This window comes from Gillisella taibaishanensis (assembly GCF_001938985.1).
GTDB lineage: Bacteria > Pseudomonadota > Alphaproteobacteria > Rhizobiales > Rhizobiaceae > Allorhizobium > Allorhizobium taibaishanense.
On the sequence record NZ_MKIN01000015.1, the window covers coordinates 85,271 to 104,089 of the forward strand.

At 56.9% G+C, this 18,819-nt stretch carries 14 protein-coding genes; 10 read left to right on the top strand and 4 right to left on the bottom strand.

The annotated features are described in order from the left end of the window. Positions 1-57: 57 nt before the first annotated feature. Both BJF91_RS00965 and BJF91_RS00970 read right to left on the bottom strand, forming a co-directional pair. Positions 58-1,017, bottom strand: a complete 960-nt coding sequence (locus BJF91_RS00965) for a polysaccharide pyruvyl transferase family protein (RefSeq protein ID WP_075612618.1) — start codon at positions 1,015-1,017, stop codon at positions 58-60. Positions 1,018-1,116: 99 nt separating this feature from the next. After that, the gene (locus BJF91_RS00970) at positions 1,117-2,076 is read right to left on the bottom strand and encodes a glycosyltransferase family 2 protein (RefSeq protein WP_075612619.1); all 960 of its coding nucleotides are present in this window, start codon (positions 2,074-2,076) and stop codon (positions 1,117-1,119) included. Between the two features lie 202 nt (positions 2,077-2,278). Here BJF91_RS00970 and BJF91_RS00975 point away from each other — a divergent pair, with 202 nt between their 5' ends. The 10 genes from BJF91_RS00975 to BJF91_RS01025 all read left to right on the top strand — a co-directional run bounded on the left by BJF91_RS00975 (position 2,279) and on the right by BJF91_RS01025 (position 16,908). After that, positions 2,279-3,760 carry a lipopolysaccharide biosynthesis protein gene (locus tag BJF91_RS00975; RefSeq protein ID WP_075612620.1) on the top strand — a complete coding sequence of 494 codons (1,482 nt, stop codon included), beginning with the start codon at positions 2,279-2,281 and terminating at the stop codon, positions 3,758-3,760. Positions 3,761-4,146: 386 nt separating this feature from the next. Then, positions 4,147-5,265 (top strand): acyltransferase family protein, encoded by a 1,119-nt coding sequence (locus tag BJF91_RS00985; protein ID WP_208610928.1) that lies wholly within the window; start codon positions 4,147-4,149, stop codon positions 5,263-5,265. A gap of 1 nt (position 5,266) precedes the next feature. Continuing rightward, positions 5,267-6,073 (top strand): endo-1,3-1,4-beta-glycanase ExoK, encoded by an 807-nt coding sequence (gene exoK, locus BJF91_RS00990; RefSeq protein ID WP_075612622.1) that lies wholly within the window; start codon positions 5,267-5,269, stop codon positions 6,071-6,073. A 250-nt stretch (positions 6,074-6,323) separates the two neighbouring features. After that, positions 6,324-7,568, top strand: a complete 1,245-nt coding sequence (locus tag BJF91_RS00995) for a glycosyltransferase (RefSeq protein ID WP_075612623.1) — start codon at positions 6,324-6,326, stop codon at positions 7,566-7,568. Then, positions 7,558-8,586 (top strand): glycosyltransferase family 2 protein, encoded by a 1,029-nt coding sequence (locus tag BJF91_RS01000; protein ID WP_075612624.1) that lies wholly within the window; start codon positions 7,558-7,560, stop codon positions 8,584-8,586. The genes BJF91_RS00995 and BJF91_RS01000 overlap by 11 nt, the downstream gene beginning before the upstream one ends. Then, positions 8,583-9,515 carry a glycosyltransferase family 2 protein gene (locus BJF91_RS01005; RefSeq protein ID WP_075612625.1) on the top strand — a complete coding sequence of 311 codons (933 nt, stop codon included), beginning with the start codon at positions 8,583-8,585 and terminating at the stop codon, positions 9,513-9,515. The genes BJF91_RS01000 and BJF91_RS01005 overlap by 4 nt, the downstream gene beginning before the upstream one ends. Continuing rightward, the gene (locus BJF91_RS01010) at positions 9,512-10,504 is read left to right on the top strand and encodes a glycosyltransferase family 2 protein (protein ID WP_075612626.1); all 993 of its coding nucleotides are present in this window, start codon (positions 9,512-9,514) and stop codon (positions 10,502-10,504) included. The genes BJF91_RS01005 and BJF91_RS01010 overlap by 4 nt, the downstream gene beginning before the upstream one ends. Positions 10,505-11,194: 690 nt before the next feature. Beyond that, positions 11,195-13,531, top strand: a complete 2,337-nt coding sequence (locus tag BJF91_RS01015; RefSeq protein ID WP_075612627.1) for a polysaccharide biosynthesis tyrosine autokinase — start codon at positions 11,195-11,197, stop codon at positions 13,529-13,531. Positions 13,532-14,098: 567 nt separating this feature from the next. Then, positions 14,099-15,088 (top strand): cytochrome-c peroxidase, encoded by a 990-nt coding sequence (locus BJF91_RS01020; RefSeq protein ID WP_075612628.1) that lies wholly within the window; start codon positions 14,099-14,101, stop codon positions 15,086-15,088. An 8-nt stretch (positions 15,089-15,096) separates the two neighbouring features. Next, a complete protein-coding gene (locus BJF91_RS01025) occupies positions 15,097-16,908 on the top strand; it encodes a methyl-accepting chemotaxis protein (RefSeq protein ID WP_075612629.1) in 1,812 nt (603 codons plus the stop codon). A gap of 95 nt (positions 16,909-17,003) precedes the next feature. Here BJF91_RS01025 and BJF91_RS01030 read toward each other — a convergent pair whose 3' ends face one another. Together BJF91_RS01030 and BJF91_RS01035 are read right to left on the bottom strand one after the other, a co-directional pair. Beyond that, positions 17,004-17,729, bottom strand: a complete 726-nt coding sequence (locus BJF91_RS01030; RefSeq protein WP_075612630.1) for an HAD family hydrolase — start codon at positions 17,727-17,729, stop codon at positions 17,004-17,006. 173 nt (positions 17,730-17,902) lie between these two features. Further along, positions 17,903-18,754, bottom strand: a complete 852-nt coding sequence (locus BJF91_RS01035) for a MurR/RpiR family transcriptional regulator (RefSeq protein ID WP_075612631.1) — start codon at positions 18,752-18,754, stop codon at positions 17,903-17,905. Positions 18,755-18,819: the final 65 nt, after the last annotated feature.

The following is an 18,819-nucleotide window of genomic DNA, read 5'->3' on the forward strand; positions in this document are numbered from 1 at the left end:
TCTAGGCAGCACCGCCAGAAAGGTCGCGCAGTAAACACTGCGCAACCTGTCTCATGGTCAGCCAACTATCCCGTAATCGCGCCGCACACCCTCGATCACATCCATGAACTGAGCTTTGCGCTCGCTCAGGATCCCATCGCGGCTCAATTGCGGCTCCGCGCGGCTCGCCTTAAGCAAGCCGAGCATTGCAGGACCTGCCAGAACCTGTTTTGCCGCCATGCGCAGGCCGGACTGCTGCGGCGCCCGGGCTTCAGCCAGCACAGCTTCGTCGACGGGGCGCTCATTGGGGTTTTCGGGTGCTGGTTCGTCACCCTTGAAGCTCATGCCCCAGAAGCGATCGCCCTTCATCTTGGCTTCCGCCCGGGTCGAAAGTGGCACATGCAGCGGCTTGTAGGTCACGCCGAGGGTCGAAGCCCAGTCGTTCCATTTGAAGTTATTGATGGCGACCGAGGTGCTGACGGCAACCCACGGAACCCTGAGCGCATCGGCGATAATCGCGCCATGCATAGATTCGGCGATGATCATCTCCGACTGCAGGATCTGGCGAATAACCGACTTCGCCTCGCCGCAGGGGTCGATATAGGTGAGGCCGATTTTCGGGACGATCGACGACCAAAGACCTGATACGGCCGATTCCCAATGGGGAACGAAGCTCTTCTTGTAGCGCTTCGGCAGGTTCTGGAATTCAGGCATTTCAGCCAGCATAACGGCAGGGTCGACAATGCCCTTTTCCGGCGCAACGCCGATTGCCTTGGCGGTCAAGGGGCCACGCACGCAACGGATGTCCCATTCTTCCGACCTGCTGAAATCCGGCAAGCTGCCATAGCCAAAGCCACTGCCGATCACCAGTTTATGCTGCCCTTCCGGCAGAAGCACACGGTTGAGGACTGTGCCGACACCCACGAGCAGGGTCTGCGGATGCACGTCCCGGAAGCCAGGCAGAAGGAAATCCCAAAGCCAGAGGTTCAGGTCGTCACCGAAATTTCCATGGGCGGATTCCCAATAGTAAGGCTGCATGAGTGTTCCTTTAAGGCGAGGCAAGCACAGCAATGCCGGGCATCGACCCGGCATCCAGCACCTGGCAGTGCGGTTGCTGCACTGCATGATCCTCTTATATCAGCGGGAAAATTTGCCAACTGCAAGGGCCAAAGCGCTCTGAACGATGCCCGGGTCGCGCCGGAACCACCGAAACAGCACGTTAAACTGCGGAACTTGCCGCCGCTTGACCCTGCCCATCTGGCACCAGAGAGCATTGTTACGGGCCGTCTGCTTGTACTGCTGAATATAGGCCAAGGCCTCGGGTCTATTGACGAATCGACGCTCCAATGTGTTGAGCGCCACCCAGGTATTCAACTGCTGCTGGAGAAATGTCGGCGAGCTCGAATCGATGCTGTGGAAAATATTGATACCTTCGCCACGCTCGGCACCGGCGGCATCGCAAAGAATCACCCGTTTTGCCGCAAGGACGCAGTCGCAGAAGAACAACACGTCTTCCGCCGCAAGACGAAGCTCGGCTTCAAACCGGATTTTTTCAAACAGCGGACGACCGATCACCATGCAGGAGAGATGCAGGAAGCTCCAATTTTTCAGCATCACCACCGGCATCTCCGGCAGCTCGATCACCATTGGTTTGTCCTGCAATTCTATCGCCGTCTCTGTCTTCTTCAGCTCGGCCATGCCGAAATGATAATAGAAATCATCACCGCCATGGATCGAGGCCCAATAGCAATCGGCACCAAAGCGGGTCATGGCGTCATAGGCGTTCTGCAGGTGATCCGGCGTCCATTCATCGTCGGAATCCAGAAAGGCGGCGAAGGCGCTGTCGGCTGGAATGGCATCGAGCCCGGTATTGCGGGCGCCGCCCGGCCCGCCATTCTTCTGCTTGATCACCCGAACGCGGGCGCGCCGTTCCGGTTCGAGCGGCTCGAGTTCCAGATCGATCGAATACGGTGATTCGTCATCCACAACGACGATGTCGAAACCCTGGAATGTCTGCCGGAAGACAGAATCGAGTGCCCGTCTTAAAATTCCAGCTTCCTTCTGATAGAAGGGAATGATCACTGTCAGCTTCGCCATCTTTTTGCCCCGTGGTTTCTCAAGAAGAGGTTCAGTTGTCTGTTCGGTGCTCCTGCGCTATCAGACTATGTGCCCTGAAAGCAAAAATCGTTCGCTCAGGTTCATCACTCAGGCACTTTCCCACAAGCTTTAGACCGACTCGTCGCCGTGACGCTCCAAAATTCGAGCCCCGATCCGAGCCCAAATCCAAGGATGTCTGCCCATGCCGCCAACCGTCAATGCAAAATCGGTCACTCGGAATGTCGGCTGGAGCGTCATATCCAAGACAGGCACTTTCGGGCTTAAATTTGTCACAGTCCCGATTTTGGCCCGCATTCTGACGCCGGACCAGTTTGGCGCGGTCGCCGTTGCCCTGACGGTGGTACAGTTTCTGGCAATGATCGGTGGCGCCGGTTTCGGGGCAGCTCTGGTCATCCAGGAGCGGGAAGAACCGGAAACGATCCACTCGGTTTTCTGGGCCAATCTGATCATTTCCTGCCTGATGGCCTGCCTCCTCTACGTGTTTGCAGCGCCGATTTCGGCCATGCTGGGCGCGGTCGAAGCAGCACCACTGGTTCGGATCATGGCCGCCCTCATTCCGCTACAACTGACCGGCGACGTCGCCTATGCGCTGCTCGCGCGGCGCATGCAGTTCAGCCAGGACGCGCTGTGGAGCATGATTTCCGAATCGGCCGGCGCGCTGATCGCTGTCGGTATGGCCCTCATGGGTTACGGGGTCATGGCGCTTGTAGCGCAATTGTTTTCCTCGTCTCTCATCCGCCTTTGCGGCCTCTACTACGTTTCCGGCTATGTGCCAGGCTTTGCCTTCAAGCCGCGCCGCATCGTTGCACTTGGTCGTTTCAGCCTCGGCATGATGGGCTCGGAGATCGCTAATTTCATTACCTTCCAATCACCGATGGTGGTGATTTCCCGCTATCTCGGCCTGTCGGATGCAGGCGCCTATTCGGCTGCCAACCGGTTCTCCAGCATTCCGAACCAGGTCGTGCTTTCCGCCGTGATGGGCGTGCTTTTCCCCGCCTTCAGTACGATGATGCATGATCGCGAGCGCCGCTCACAGGCGCTGATGCTCAGCACCCAGGTGACAACAGTGCTTCTCGCTCCGATGATGTTCGGCATGTGGGCGCTGGCTGAGCCTGCCATGCTGGTTCTGTTCGGGCCTCAATGGGCCTGGGCCTGGCCTGTGCTGGGGCTTCTGGCTCTATCCAAGGGTATCCTGACGCCCTGCAGTACCTTCATTCCCTATCTAAAGGGCGTCGGCCATGGCGACACCTTGTTCTGGTGGGCCGTCATCCGCGCCGTCGTCACTACGGCAGCGGTCGCTGTCGCGGCAGCCTTTGGCAATCTTGTCGACGCAATGATGGCGCTCTGCATCGTCAATGTCGTGGTGCTCTTCGGCTATTCCTGGGTCGTGTTTCGCGCCGATAGCATGCCCTTCATCAAAGGCATGTATATCTCGACGCGGCCGATGGTGACGGCGCTGATGATGGCCGTCATTGTGCGTGGCCTGCTGCATTTTTATGGGCATCTGGTTCCGAGCCCCGTGCTGCAGGTGTTGATCGGCGCTGCGATCGGCGGAGCTATTTACGGCGTCTTCGTGCTGTTCACGGAGGGCGAATTGCTGCGGAGACTGAAAAACATGGTGCGCAACCGCAAAGCGGCAGCCACCGTCGCTCCTGCCGAGTAATTAAAACAGCCCGCCCGCTGCGGCCTCATTTTTGGCAGAATTCCCCTCACCGCCCGTTCTCAACCGGCGGTGAGCATTGGATTGGCACAAGCAGCCAAATAAGCCCAAAAAAAACTTCTGGTAGCCGACCCAGAAACATAGGCCGAAGAATATGTTTACAACCCATTGATTTAAAAGGGTCCTCGCAACAAGAAACCCGAATTTCGGCATCTTTTGCGTTCCTAAGGACAGGTGCTCCGGGTCAATTGCTGCCAACGCACGTAAATTTTTTGCTGCACTGCCACATTTTTCGAGGCACATTCCCATAATGTGAAGGTGGATGGCCGTCATGGTCATGGGGCAAAAGGGGCAGAGACAGACGAGTGAGATTAGGAGTACCCAGAATCGTGAAGATCGACCAGGACCTCTCCGCGCGCATCAACATGGCGCGGCTGATGCTGATCGTCGGCATTGTTTTCGTACATGTCCCATTTGATCCGCAGTCCGACGCCTATATCGGCCAATTTGGTGCTTTCGACTGGGTGCGCGCTTTTCTAGGCGACATGCTGTTTCGCATCGGCGTGCCCTGCCTCAGCGCAATTTCCGGCATGCTGCTGTTTCGCAAGGGCCTGGATGGACTTGATTACACAAAGGTCCTGCGCTCCAAGGCAAAGAGCATCCTTGTCCCGTTTCTGCTCTGGAACGGCGTCGTCTTTCTTTTTGTGCTGGTCACACAGTCGGCAGGCCTGGGAGACGGCTATTTCCCGAGCGTGCTGGAATCGACCTGGCGGGAGGTCGTGACGCTCGCTCTGGCGACGGAGGATTGGCCGATAAACCTGCCGCTCTATTTCCTGAGAGATGTTCTGCTCTGCATCCTGCTGTCACCACTGATCGGCCTTCTGGTGAAGCGCTATCCGGTAATTACGATCGCAACCTTGCTCGCCTATGTCGTGCTGCCAATGCCCAATCTGATTTTCCTGAAGAAGTCGGTGGTTCTGGGCTTTTCCACGGGGGCGGCGCTGGCCATTCACAATGCGGATATCCGCAAGCTCGACCGTTTCGCAATGCCGATCGTTGCCGCGGTGCTGATGGCAGCACTTGCGGTATTCGTCTGCCTGTTCATGACCGGACCTGACGATCATCCGCTCTGGCTCGATATCGCTTATGGAATGATTACGGTTATCGGCGGCCTAGGTGCCTGGGAATTAACGCGGTTGCTCAGGGATACCCGGTTGGGCCGAGCGCTGATTACCGCTCCAGGCGGCCTCAGCTTCTGGATCTTCTGCGCGCATTATCCGATCCTGATGACGGGCTGGATGATCTGGCAAAAATTCGATATCGGACCCTATCCGATCTTTTACATCGTCGCCCTGCCCATCACCTTCTTCCTTCTTCTTTTCTCTCATGGTCTGGCGATCCGTTGGACGCCCAGGTTTTACGGGCTGATGACCGGTCAACGCAGCACGGGCAGAACACACAAGCTGACGGCTACCGGGCGCACCTTCGCCTTCAGCAAAGGAGACTGAAATGATCCCTTCACCGCTTTCGAGCACGACTTTTCCCAGACTGCTGAGCGCCTTTATTCTCGGCGCCACGGCGCTTGCGAGCTTCTCATCTGCCCAGGCGCAGGAAGCCGCTAACGGCCATTCCTTCGTCGACACATTTGACAAACTGGATTTAAAGCGCTGGTATATTTCTGACGGCTGGAATAACGGACCGCACCAGAACTGCACCTGGACAAAGAACAACGTGAAGATCAAGGACGGCCATCTGGAGCTGACGTTTGATGACAAGCCCTTGGGCGAACGTAAGTTTTCCTGCGCCGAGATTCAGACGAGGCAGCGCTTTGGCTATGGCACGTATGAAGCACGCTTGAAGACAGCAGAGGCCCCGGGCCTGAATTCGGCATTTTTTACCTTCATCGGCCCGATGGACAAATCGCCCCATGACGAGATCGACTTCGAAATTCTGGGTAAGAACCTCAAGCAGGTGCAGGTGAATCAGTATATTTCCGCCAAGGGCGGTAATGAGAAGATGGCACCGGTTGACGGCGGCGCCCATGAAGGTTTCAACGATTACGCCTTCGTTTGGGAAAAGGATCGGCTGCGTTACTACGTGAATGGTAAGCTGGTTCAGGATGTCACCGACCCCGCCAAATTGCCGAGCCACAGCCAGAAGATTTTCTTCAGCCTCTGGGGCACGGATACTCTGAAGGATTGGATGGGCAACTTTACCTATACCGGCCCGCAGACCATGAGCGTTGAACGGCTTGCTTTCACGGCGCTCGGCGACAAGTGCCAATTTCCGGAATCGGTAGCCTGCACCTTGAACTGACGTCAAAAGGAAGAGGCATCGAGTGATCGGTTTGATAACGGCATGAAAACGGCGACGGCAAGCCAAGGCCCGTTTTTACTGCGTTACACGGCAACTGCATGAAAGCGTCGGTACAGGGGTGCCGATCGCAATGCAGTTATCTTCAGAGCATTTCGGAACGGCGGGAACCGGTTTCCCCTCCGCAAATGCGCAAAAACAGAGAGAGAGTCTGTTAGGATCGATCTGAACCTGACAGACTTTAAGGGGGCCAATGACCATACGTGTGCTCTATCTTGCGCATGACCTTTCCGATCCTGCCATTCGCCGCAGGGTAATGATGCTGCGCGCCGGTGGCGCGGAGGTCATGCTCGCCGGTTTTCGGCGGGACGAAAACAAGCTTGCAGCCGTAGAAGGCATTGATCCGATCGAATTGGGGATCACAGCCGACGGTCGTTTTGCGCAGCGCGCTGCGAGCGTGGTCAAGGCATGCTTTGCGGCAGCGGCAAAGGTAGGACATCTGCGTCGTCCAGACGTCATCATTGCCCGCAATCTTGAAATGCTAGCAGTGGCCAACCGCGCGCGAACCCTGTTTGGCGCTGCGGTTCCTGTCGTCTACGAATGCCTGGATATTCACCGCCTGATGCTGCGCGACGACCTGATCGGCTCCAGTCTACGTCGGCTCGAAGGGCGTCTCGGTCGCCATGCAAGCCTGCTGATCACCAGCTCACCGGCCTTTGTCGAGCAATATTTCCAGCCGCTCTCGGACCTGCATCTCCAGACCATGCTTCTGGAAAATCAGGTTCTCGATCTGTCCGAGGAGCAAACGGCGCCCATGCTCGCACCACGCCCACCCGCCGCCGGCGAGCCCTGGCGGATCGGCTGGTTCGGGGCGCTACGCTGCGCCAAATCGCTCAAGCTGCTGTCGGACTTTACACGCACTATGCAGGGCAAGGTCGTGGTCGAGATGCGGGGCAGACCGGCCCATCGCCAGTTCGAGGATTTCGACGCCCAAGTGGCGCGAGAGCCCTTCGTCGATTTCCACGGCTCCTATAAGAACCCCGAGGATCTGGCGGCCATCTACCAGCAGGTCCAGTTCGTCTGGGCGATCGATTTCTACGAGGAAGGCCAGAATTCCAGCTGGCTACTGCCGAACCGCCTTTACGAAGGTTGCCGTTATGCGACGGTCCCGATCGCCTTGAAGGGAACCGAGACGGCACGGTATCTGTCCCGCAAGGGCATCGGCCTTGAATTGGCCGACGCCAGCGCCGATGCACTGAAATCACTGTTTGAAACCATGACCGTGTCGCGCTACCAGGCTGCTTTCGAGGCGGTTGCGGAGCAAGATCCTCGGAACTTCACGCTGAACAAGGCCGATTGTGAGGCATTCGTGCATCGTCTCGCGGCTCTCCCAACCGAGGCCGGCCAGAACGGCATGCACGCGCCAGCTGGCCTTGCCGCCCCCCTCCTGTCGACCCAGCCAACCATTGCCAACAAGGTAGACTCTCATGACGGCTGACAAGCTAAAATCCGTACGTTGCCTGATCGTGATCCCTTGCCTCAATGAAGAGAAGCATATCGAAGGCGTGATCGCCAATCTGGCCAGGGCACTCAATGACTTGAACGCGGAAATCGTGGTGGCCGATGGCGGCAGCCGCGACCAGACCCAGGCGATCGTCACGCGCATTGCCGCTGACAATCCGAAGGTCCGGCTGCTCGACAACCCGAAGCGTATTCAAAGCGCCGCCGTCAATCTGGCTGTTGCCCAGTTCGGCAGTGACTACGATTACCTGATCCGGATCGATGCCCATGGCACCTACCCGCAGGATTACTGCCAGACGCTGGTAACCGAAGCTCTGGAAACCGGAGCGGATTCCGTCGTAGTCGGCATGCTGACGGTTGGTTTTGGCACCTTCCAGCGGGCAACAGCGCTCGCGCAGAACTCCAAGCTCGGGAATGGCGGCTCCAAGCATCGCACCGGCGCCAAGAGCCATTGGACGGATCATGGCCACCATGCACTGGTGCGCATCGCGGCCTACAAAGCGATCGGCGGCTATGACGAAGCGTTCCGCCACAACGAAGATGCCGAATTTGACTACCGGCTGAACAAGGCAGGCTTCCGCGTCTGGATGACCGCCAATACCAACATGACCTATTATCCGCGCTCACGTCCAATGCCGCTCTATCGACAGTATTACGGCTATGGCCGCGGCCGTGCGCAAAACACGTTGAAGCATCGCTCACGCCCGAGCCTGCGGCAGCTCATTCCGCTCGCCGTGGCACCCGTCGTGGTCTTCGCCCTTGTGGGCATGTTCTTCAGCTGGCTGGCCATCGTGCCGGCACTTCTCTGGGCTCTGGCCTGCCTCGGCTACGGCGCCTGGCTTTCGATCGGTGCCCGCCAACCGCTCGGGCCGTTGGCGGCCGTATCCGCGATGATCATGCATTTCGCCTGGTCGGCCGGCTTCTGGTGCGAAATCCTGGATATGCGCAGCCGCAAATCCCATCCAATGCCCGCCAGCCCGGAGGTCGCCTCGTGAACGCGGCCCATCCGATCCGCATCGATATCGGCATCTGCACCTTTCGCCGGCCGGAGCTGGAGACGGCGCTACTGTCTCTGGCGATGATCGACGTGCCGACCGGCGTGTCGCTGCGCATCATCGTTGCCGACAATGATCAAACGCCAAGCGCGTCTGCCCTGGTGGACAGCCTGCGTCCGCGCCTGCCCTGCGGGCTGATTTATGTCCACTGCCCAGCCGGCAACATCTCTATCGCCCGCAATGCCTGCCTGGATGCAAGCGACGCCGACTATCTCGCCTTCATCGATGATGACGAGACTGCGACCAAGGGTTGGCTGACGGAACTTCTCACTGTCGCCCGCCAGACAGGCGCCGATGCCGTGCTTGGCCCGGTGCATGCCACCTATGCTGACACCGCTCCGGATTGGATGCGTAAAGGCGATTTTCATTCGACTTTTCCGGTCTTCGTCGATGGCGAGATCCGCACCGGCTATACCTGCAATGTGCTGCTCGACCTGCGTTCGCCGCGCCTGACCGAACGGCGCTTCAACCTGGCACTGGGGAAAACCGGCGGCGAGGATACCGAGTATTTCACCCACATTTACCGCCAGGGCGGCAAAATCGCCTATGCGGAGCAAGCGCTTCTGACAGAACCGGTAACGCCGTCTCGTAGTCGGTTTGACTGGTTGGCCAAGCGCCGCTACCGCATGGGCCAGACTCATGGTCGCCTGGTGGCCGAAGGTAGGGGCGCGGTCGGCAAGGCCAAGGCTCTAGTGCTGGCAGCGGCGAAGGCCGCGGTTTGTCTCATCGCATCCCTCGTCTTCATCGCGATGCCGATCCAGCGACATCGCTATCTGCTGCGCGGCATTCTGCATCTTGGTGCCATCTCGGGCATTCTCGGCTTTCGCGAGATTCACCAATACGGATCGCTGGAGGCCGCCAAGCCATGATCGCCTGGACCCCAGATGTCACTGTCGTAGTTGCCGCCTATAACAGTAGCGAAACTATCCAGCGGGCCATCGATAGCGCCCTTGCGCAGGTCAATGTTACGGTCGAGGTCATCGTGGCCGACGACTGTTCCTCGGACGACACCCGCGGCCGTGTCGCCGCAATCACCGACCCGCGCGTCCGACTGATCGCGCTCGAGAGCAATCTCGGCCCTGGCGGCGCTCGAAATGCGGCAATCGACGCGGCGCGTGGCCGGTGGATTGCGGTGCTTGATTCCGACGACGTGTTCAAGCCGATGCGCCTTTTCCGGATGATCGAGAGAGCCGAGCAGGAAAAGGCGGAAATCGTCGTCGACAATCTCGATGTGATCGACATGAACGGCGACAGCAGGACGATGTTTCTGGAGGAGGCTCTCGTTCATATCGGCCACATCGATCTCGCCACCTTCATCGGCTCGAACATACTGTTCCGCTCGCAGCATAATTACGGCTATATGAAGCCGATCTTTCTGCGCAGCTTCCTCAATGACAAGGACTTGCGCTTCGACGAAAGCCTGCGCATCGGCGAGGATTATCTGCTTCTTGCATCCGCTCTGGCTGAGGGCGCCATCTGCGCCGTGGAGCCGACGGCGGGTTATGCCTATTATATCCGCGAAGGGTCCATCTCCAGGGTACTGCGCCTGCATCACGTCGACGCGATGATGACAGCCGATGCAGGCTTCATGGCCCGCTACAACCTGCACGACAAAGCGTTGGCAGCACAGACAGCGCGCACCCGCAGCCTGAAGGAGGCCCAAGCCTTTATCATGCTGATCGACGGCCTCAAGGCGCGTTCGTTGTCAAGCGTGGTGAAGGTGGCCATGGCCAATCCGCTGGCGCTACGCCATCTGAAGATGCCGATTGCCGCCCGGTTCCGCCGCTTGGCAGAAAGCCTGTGGAAAACCCGGACCGCTCAGAGGGCGATCCCCTCCGATCGCACAACAGGGAGCTGAGCGAAATCCATGCTACAAAGCAGCCTGATGTGTGATTTTGTGTGGCCAAACGGCCGGCAGATGCCATCAATTGCATCGATGAGCTTACGGATCGCCAATCACAAGGCCGTCCGCGGCAACAATTGCCTGTCGATGCGATCATACAGTCGCACCAGCACCATTTATTCTTTTTTAAAGGATTTGGTTCTGTCGCACGAAGGCCATATTCAGCGGGATGAAGACGTCCTATACTGTAAATTCCTTAAATCCAATTTGGGTTTGAGGCGCATGAGACATGCCTGTGAAGTGCCCCAGCTTCCTTGTCACAAGACGAGCACGCAGGTGCCATAATTATCGTGTTCTGAAATTCGTTTCCACGGAGCCAACCAGCTCTCGCGAGACGAGGGAATGAGTGTCTGCCAGGTTCAAGAGTTTGGAGTGCCGTATGTGTTTTGGAGTATCAAATGCGGGCGAACCGTTATGTCGGGCTATAGTCCCGGGTGCCGGTCGCGCTGCCGCAGAGCGGTTACGTCAAGATCATGCGGCAAGGAGATCCTCCTTGAGAAGCGCCCGGCAAACAAGCGGAGGCCTGTTCCCGATAGCCATCCATGCCTCTCCCGGAGCTAAAGCCATTCTTAGGCTTGGTCCCGGTGCGGCCGAGACATCTTTGGACCAACCAGCGTTCCGCAACGAATTATGAAGAGCCGCCCCATGAACGAAAGAAGTTTTCCATTTAAAGCCGTTCTGCAACGGGAGCAGCCCGAAACCGATTCCTTTATCGATCTAGATCGCCTGCTGACCATCGCCGTGCGTCGGGCGCGGATCGTCGGTCTGTCGATCGCGCTCTTCATTATGCTGGGCGTCACCTATCTTCTGTTCACCACGCCTTACTACACCTCGATGACTCAGATCCTGCTGGACGATAGCCTCTCGCGCTATACGCAGGACGACAAGGCGTCTCCGGGCGACAGAACCGAAGTCGATACGCAGCTGGCCAGTGCTGTCGAAATCCTGAAATCCAACAGCATGGCGCTGCGCGTCGTGGACGAAGCGAAACTTAGCGATATCGAGTTGGTGACCGATCCTCCGGCGTCCCCGGTCTCGTTCATCAAGGACATGCTGAAGTCGGTCAAGCGGCTGGTCAGCTCTGGCCCGAAGCTGACACCTGAAGAAATCGCTGCCGGCAAGCGCGGCAAGGCAGCAGCCATGCTGCAGCAGAATATCACCGTCGAGCGCGTCATGCGAAGCGCGGTCATCGCTGTTTCCTACCGTTCGCCCGATCCATTGCTGGCGGCCAAAGTGACAAAGGCCTACGCCGACGCCTTCCTGACCGACCAGCTGAACGCCAATTTCGATGCCAGCGAGCGCGCCACGCTTTGGTTGCAAGGCCGGCTCGACGACCTGGCGAAGCGTGCCCAGCAGGCGTCGCTGGACGTGGAAAAATACAAGGCAGATAATGGTCTGACCCAGACCGGCGGCGAACTCATGTCTGAGCAGCAGCTGACCGATCTCAATAAGCAGCTGATCGTTGCCCAGGCCGATGCCGCCAGCGCCGAAGCCCGCTATCTCCAGTATAAGAACATTGTGACGCAGGGCCCGCAGAATGCGGTGAAGAATGCGATCGTCTCCGGCCAGGCCGGCGCCAACCAGGTTCTGCAAGACCTGCGCACTCGCTACTTGTCGATCGAGAAGCGCGAGCAGGACATCATCACCAATTTCGGCCCGACCCATCCTCAGGCAAAGGCGCTGAAGGCCGAGAAGGACAATGTCGGCGGCCAGATCTTCCAGGAATTGCAGCAGCTGACATCCAGCTATGGCAATGAGTTCCAGGTTGCCAGATCGCGTGAACAGTCGTTGCGCGACAGCTTGCAGAAGCTGACCGGCACCAATTCGGAAGCAAACAGGTCTTTGGTCCATCTGCGTGAGCTTGAGCAGAAAGCCACCGCGCTGAAGGGTCTCTACGAAGCCTTCCTCAACCGCTATGAAGTGGCGAGCCAGAGCCAGTCGCTTCCTGCGGCCAAGGCCCGCGTCATCTCCGAAGCCGGCATTCCGTCCGCCCCGTCCAGCCCGAAGAAAACCATGGTGATCGCACTGTCGATGGTTCTCGGTCTGATGGCAGGTGCCGGTCTTGCCTTCCTTCAGGAAATGCAGGAGCGCTATTTCCGTCTGGAAAGCGACGTCCGCTCTACGCTCGGCCAGAAATCCCTCGGATATCTGCCCCGCCTTGGACCGCGGCTCAAGAACCCAATCAATCCGAAGCTCAACAGCTGGCGCAAGAAGGCACCGAAGGGGGCAACGGTCGTGCCCGTTGCTGAGGCGATCTCTCTCGACCGGATGATGCGCACCGTGATCGAATCGCCGCGCTCGGCCTTCACCGAGACCCTGCGCAACACGAAACTGGCGACGGATATCATTCTCCAGGGCAAGACCAGCCGCGTCATCGGCATTCTCTCGGCGCTGCCAGGCGAAGGTAAATCCACCGTCGCGGCCAATTTCGCCGTCCTTCTCGCCGCAAGCGGCAAGAAGACCCTGCTGATCGATGCCGACTTGCGCAATCCGAGCCTGAGCCGCCTGTTGCAGCCGGTTCCGAAAAACGGTTTGGTTCAGGCCGTTCTCGGCGAAGTATCATGGCAGGATTGCATAAAGGTCGATCAGGAAACCCGGCTTGCCGTGCTGCCGATCGTTCCCGGTGCAGCCGCCCGCTCGCTTGCGCATACCAATGAGCTGATCGCCTCGCCCGGCATGAACGCGCTGCTTGAAAACGTCCGCCAGTCCTTCGACTACATCATCGTTGATCTGGCGCCGCTCGGTCCAGTTGTCGACGCCAAGGCCTTCGCTCCTCTCGCAGACGGTTTCGTATTCGTCGTTGAATGGGGCAAGACGCCAAAGAAGCTGGTTTCGGACCTGCTGGATGCGGAGCCGCACATCAGTAACAAGGTTCTGGGTGTTCTGCTGAACAAAACAGACATGCAGGCGCTGAGCCGCTACAGTGACTTCGGCGGCTCTGAGAAATTCCGCAACCAGTACAACAAGTATTACGTCGAATAAGCGTTGCTCTCGCTTTATCGAACCTATTGCGCAGGTGACGTAGCGAGGAAGTCGGCCCTCAACCGATGGTGTTGATTGTACAATTCGGCTGATGATCTGGCATGTGTGCCAGATCGTCAGGATTGGTGGCCCGCGTCGAGGTCATATCTAGAATAAGCGGAGACCGCACTGTTCCCGCGAGGCAAAGCTCAAGCATAGTTGTGGTGGCCGATAAACCTGGTGCTTTAGCGTGCCATGACACCAATCCTGGCCGGATCTGCCTTTAGCGGCAGCCCTTGGTAACCCGATTTCAGCTAGGGCGAGCCATAGAGTGTCTGAGCCCCATTTTCAGTTTCTCCCTTGAGCAATGATGCGTGAAGCCGATCTTTGATCGACCATTGTGGTACCGCCCGAACCAGCTTGCCCTCAAAGATAGGGTATCAATTGAGTACCGCCTATAATTGTCCGGGCAAACAATTTGATTAAGCTAAACTTAAGGGAATTAAAATACACAGTAGCCTAAATTAGAATTTGCTATAGCACCGTATGGTGACGCTATTTCCAATTCCCTGATTTATTGAGGCTACGATGAAAGTTTCAATCCGACTTTGTGTCATCCTTGTCGCCCTTCCGCTGAATTGGTCGTTCGCTGGAGATCGTAACGACTTCAAGCGCCCGGTTGATATTCCCTATCGAGACGTCACACCGTATTCGCCGCAGCTCGCAACGCTGGGCAAAATGCTATTCTTCGATCCGCGTCTGTCAGGTGCCCAGAATATGACCTGTGCCAGTTGCCACAATCCCTCCTTCGGCTTCGAGGTACCGGTTAAGACGCCCGTGGGTGCAGCGAACCAATCTTTGCCACGTCAAGCGCCAACAGTTCTCAACGCTGCCTGGGTGAGTCCATTATTCTGGGATGGGAGGGCACCAACGTTGGAGAGCCAGGCGGAAGGTCCGATTACCGCTGCTGGCGAAATGAACGGCAAGTTTGACGACATTGTAAAAAACCTTAGTCAAATTCACGATTACAACGCCTGGTTCAAGGAAGTATTTCCTCGAGACGGGATGACCAAAGAGAATATGTTGATCGCGATTGCGACCTATGAACGAACCGTCGTGACAACATGGTCCCCTTTTGACCGCTGGGTGGACGGCGACGAAGAGGCAATTTCTGCTGACGCGAAAAGAGGCTTCGGATTATTCACTGGCAAAGCCGGGTGTTCCGCTTGCCACGCTGGCTGGAATTTTACTGATAACAAATTCCATGACGTCGGCCTCCCCGACGAAGACATAGGACGGGGCAAGTACGAACCGGAAAACATCAAGGCACAACATGCCTTCAAGACTCCAGGCCTGCGCAACACACTCTACCGTGCTCCGTATATGCATGACGGAAGCCTTGCAACGCTGAGCGATGTCATTCAGCACTACGAAAGCGGAGGTGTCGGCCGTCCCTCCCTCGCAGACGCGATGTTCCCCTTCTCTCTTGACACCAGCGAGCGAGCCGACCTGCTAGCCTTCCTTAAGACGCTGACCGCCGAGAAGCAAAACATCCCCTTGCCGACTTTGCCAAATTGAGGCCGATTATGCGCATTTCCATTCGACATCAGATGATTGGTCCCATCCTCTTCAGCCTGATCTTTGGCTTAGGGACCGCTGCGTTGATCGGCTATAAGGCCATCGACGGACAGGGGAAAATCAGCACCGAAGTCAACCGCGCACTTGCGACGAAGGCCGACGCAAGTGCGGTAGAGACATCTTTCCGAGATTGCCTTGCAGTGGTTGATCGTGTGGTTTCCATGACGACATTCGTCTCCGCTGCGGAAATCAACGCAAGCTTTACAAAGGCGGATTCTGCACTTCAGATGTCTTTGAAGGATCTAAAATCGTCTGCGGTGTCATCTGACATGAAGAAGCGTGCTGACGATTTGACTTCGGCGCACGAGGACTGGAGACGCAATACGACTATCGTCCTCGGTCTGGAAAAAAATCCCGAGGTGCCAACCGAAGAAAAGCTCGCGAGGACCCGGGCGAATTTCTCCAGCAAGATCGAAGCCGTAACGGCACTCGCCAGTTCCGAGGCTACGTCGAGCATCGATGTCGCTGGACAAGAATTGTCCAGAACGATCGGTACTGTACTAGTGGCCGCCGGCATCTTGGCTGCTTTTATCGCCACTGGCCTTGTTCTGGTCGCCAACCGGCTCGTAAAATCCATCCTCGTCATAACGCGCACCATGGCGGATCTCGCATCAGGCAATACCGAGATGCATGTCTCCTACAGAGATCGCAATGATGAAATCGGATCGATGGCTGCGGCGGTCGAAGTCTTCCGTCAGGGCGCCATTGCCAAAAAACAACTTGAGTTGGAGTCAGAGGTCAACCGCAAGCAAGCAGAACAAGATCGGATCACGATGCAGCAGAGGGCCGAAGCTGATGCATCCGAAAAATTGAGAATTGCAACGTCCGGCTTTGCCGAAGGGCTCAAACGGCTGGCCTCCGGTGATCTCACTGTTCAGCTAGACGATGCCTTCGCCGGTAGCTTCGAAGCGCTAAGACACGACTTCAATCACTCTGTAAATCAGCTCAGTTCGACTCTCACAGAAATTTCCAGATCCATTATCGCTCTTGATGTTGGCGTTCGCGAGATTGCTGATGGAACAGACGATCTCTCAAAACGCACGGAGCGCCAGGCAGCATCCCTCGAAGAAACTGCTGCATCCGTTGAGGAGATTTCCTCTAACATCACTTTGTCGGCGCGCAGCACGCGTGACGCACAAGTGATGGCGAAAAAGGCAAATCAGGCAACAATCGATTCAGAACAGGTTGTCAGCAGCGCCGAAATGGCTATGGCCAAGATCCAGGAATCGTCGCAGCAGATCTCCAACATAATCGGCCTCATCGACTCCATTGCCTTCCAGACCAACCTTCTGGCACTGAATGCTGGTGTCGAAGCCGCACGCGCCGGTGAAGCGGGCAAGGGTTTTGCGGTCGTCGCACAGGAAGTTCGAGAGTTAGCGCAGCGTTCCGCTTTTGCGGCGAAGGAAATCAAGGGCTTGATCAGCAATTCATCGCAAGAGGTGGATAACGGAGTGAAGCTGGTGCGTGATACTGGCGATGCCCTCAAAACCATCGGCGAATTCGTTGTTCAGATCAACGCACGTATGACAGACATCGCAGCGTCGTCCAATGAGCAGGCGACCGGGATTGCAGAGATCAGCGAAGCGATCAACTCGATGGATCAAGGCACGCAGCAAAACGCAGCAATGGTTGAACACTCCAATGCAGCTGCAGCCACCATGACAGCAGAAGCGGAAAAGCTCCGTGAACTCGTCGGTCAGTTTCGCCTAAACCGGGTTCAAGCGCAAAACAGCCGCTCGCAAACTAACTACGCAGCTTGACGAAAATAACCGAGTACCCAAGCCATAGAAGTGCTGATCCGACGGCACCGGTCTGCCGGATCAAGGATTTCGTGCCGAACAATACATTCGTTAGTTTAAACGGCAGCGATTGCAAGCGGTTCTAGCTCCTTTGCCGCTTCTGCAGCGCGAACGGCATCTGAAGCAAGTTCTTCGAGTACGGCACCTAGTTCTTCAAACCGGTTGAAGATGCGTTTGGCTCCCGCTTCCTGGAGGCGTGCGGCATGCGAAGGGCCACAATGACTTCCTCCTACAAAACCAACGGGGATCATGCCGGCAGCAATAGCTGCTGTCACTCCGGCAACGCTATCTTCGACGACGATGCAACTGCTAGGGGATACCCCCATTTTCTCAGCCGCATAGAGAAAAATGTCTGGCGCAGGTTTTCCGTTTCGCACCAACACCGTTGAAAAGACGTGAGGATAGAATAATTCGAGCAGTTCTGTCTTGGCAAGAGCAAGTCCGAGCCGGTTCGGTTCGGAACTAGACGCGACACAACATGGGACTTTCAGTGTGCGGATCGCCTCACGCACACCTGCTATTGCAGCGAGATCCGAAAGGTACAGCTCCCGAATACGGGTATCGATGCGACTGGGTAAATCTGCAGGCAAGGGCGCACCCAACCGAGCCTCAATTATGCGGTACATCTCGTTTGCAGGAACTCCGGCGAACTCCGCGACGGCTTCCTCAACACTGATGCGATGGCCAGCGCGCGTGATTTCCTCAGCTTCGGCTGTACTGACGATAATCTCGCTATCCACCAACACACCGTCACAGTCGAATATAATCAATTTAATGTCCAATTACTTACTCCAAGGAGCGGGCTCACTATCACCCGTCCAAATCCTATTTCCGCGGCTGATCCGCGCCATTGAGTCATAACGGATTGACGGCCGACAATCGGCTGACCGAACGCGACACCATGGTGGATAATGGAGTTAAAATCCAAATGCAACAATCAAAATGGATCGAATTCTCATTTGGCGGAGGAAATGCTTTCCGAGGATTTGGCATGATCCCCTATGGCTATCGCCAAGGCTTCGGCAATAAACACAATTCGAGGCATGCCGATCATTTGCTCACTGAGGCCAGGTTGCGGCATCCGTGCCATCTGCAGAACGACGTCTGAAACTTTAGCGAGGGAAGACTTGGGATGGCAGGTGATTGCTAAAGAGAACGCGCCGATGTGCCGGGCTCTGCGCAAGAATTCGACCGTGTCGGGGGATGCCCCGGATTGCGAAACAGCAATTGCGGCATCTTCGCCAGTCATCGCCTCCGCCACTTCGTGCGCATAACCGACATTGGCGAAGACGCGCACAGGAACGCCCACGCGTCGCAAACGGTGAAAGAGCACCTCGCCAGCAAGCCCTGAGTCCCCTGAGCCATAAATATTGACGTGGCGCGCATTCAACAGTTGCCGCGCTGTGTAGGATATCTCCTCGGGCTTGGCGAGTTGCCTTGTGTTTAAGACAGAGCGATGAATCAGCGAGACGATTTCATCGAAAGAGTTGACAGTCAGGCTGACACCCCGATCCGGCTCTGTTTCCCGCTGACCAATCTCGGCAGCTAGAGCGAGCTTGAAATCCGTGAACCCTTTGAAGCCCAGCTCGCGGCAAAGCCGAAATATCGTTGCTTGTCCGCTCTGGGACGCTGCGCTCAGTTCACCAAGTGTCTGACGAACCGCCCTCTTGGGATTTTCGAGAATGTACTGGGCGACTCGCGCAAGAGCGTTGGGATAATCCAGGGCAGATTCGACCCTCAAAAGAACTGGCGTGCGGGAATTTCCGTCTGTCGGAAAAGGGCCGAAGCTGTCGCCTTGCATTGCCATGTCATTCTCCAAATCCAACCATCGTCATCGACGCTGCCTTGCCGGGTATTTAAAGCTCATATGGG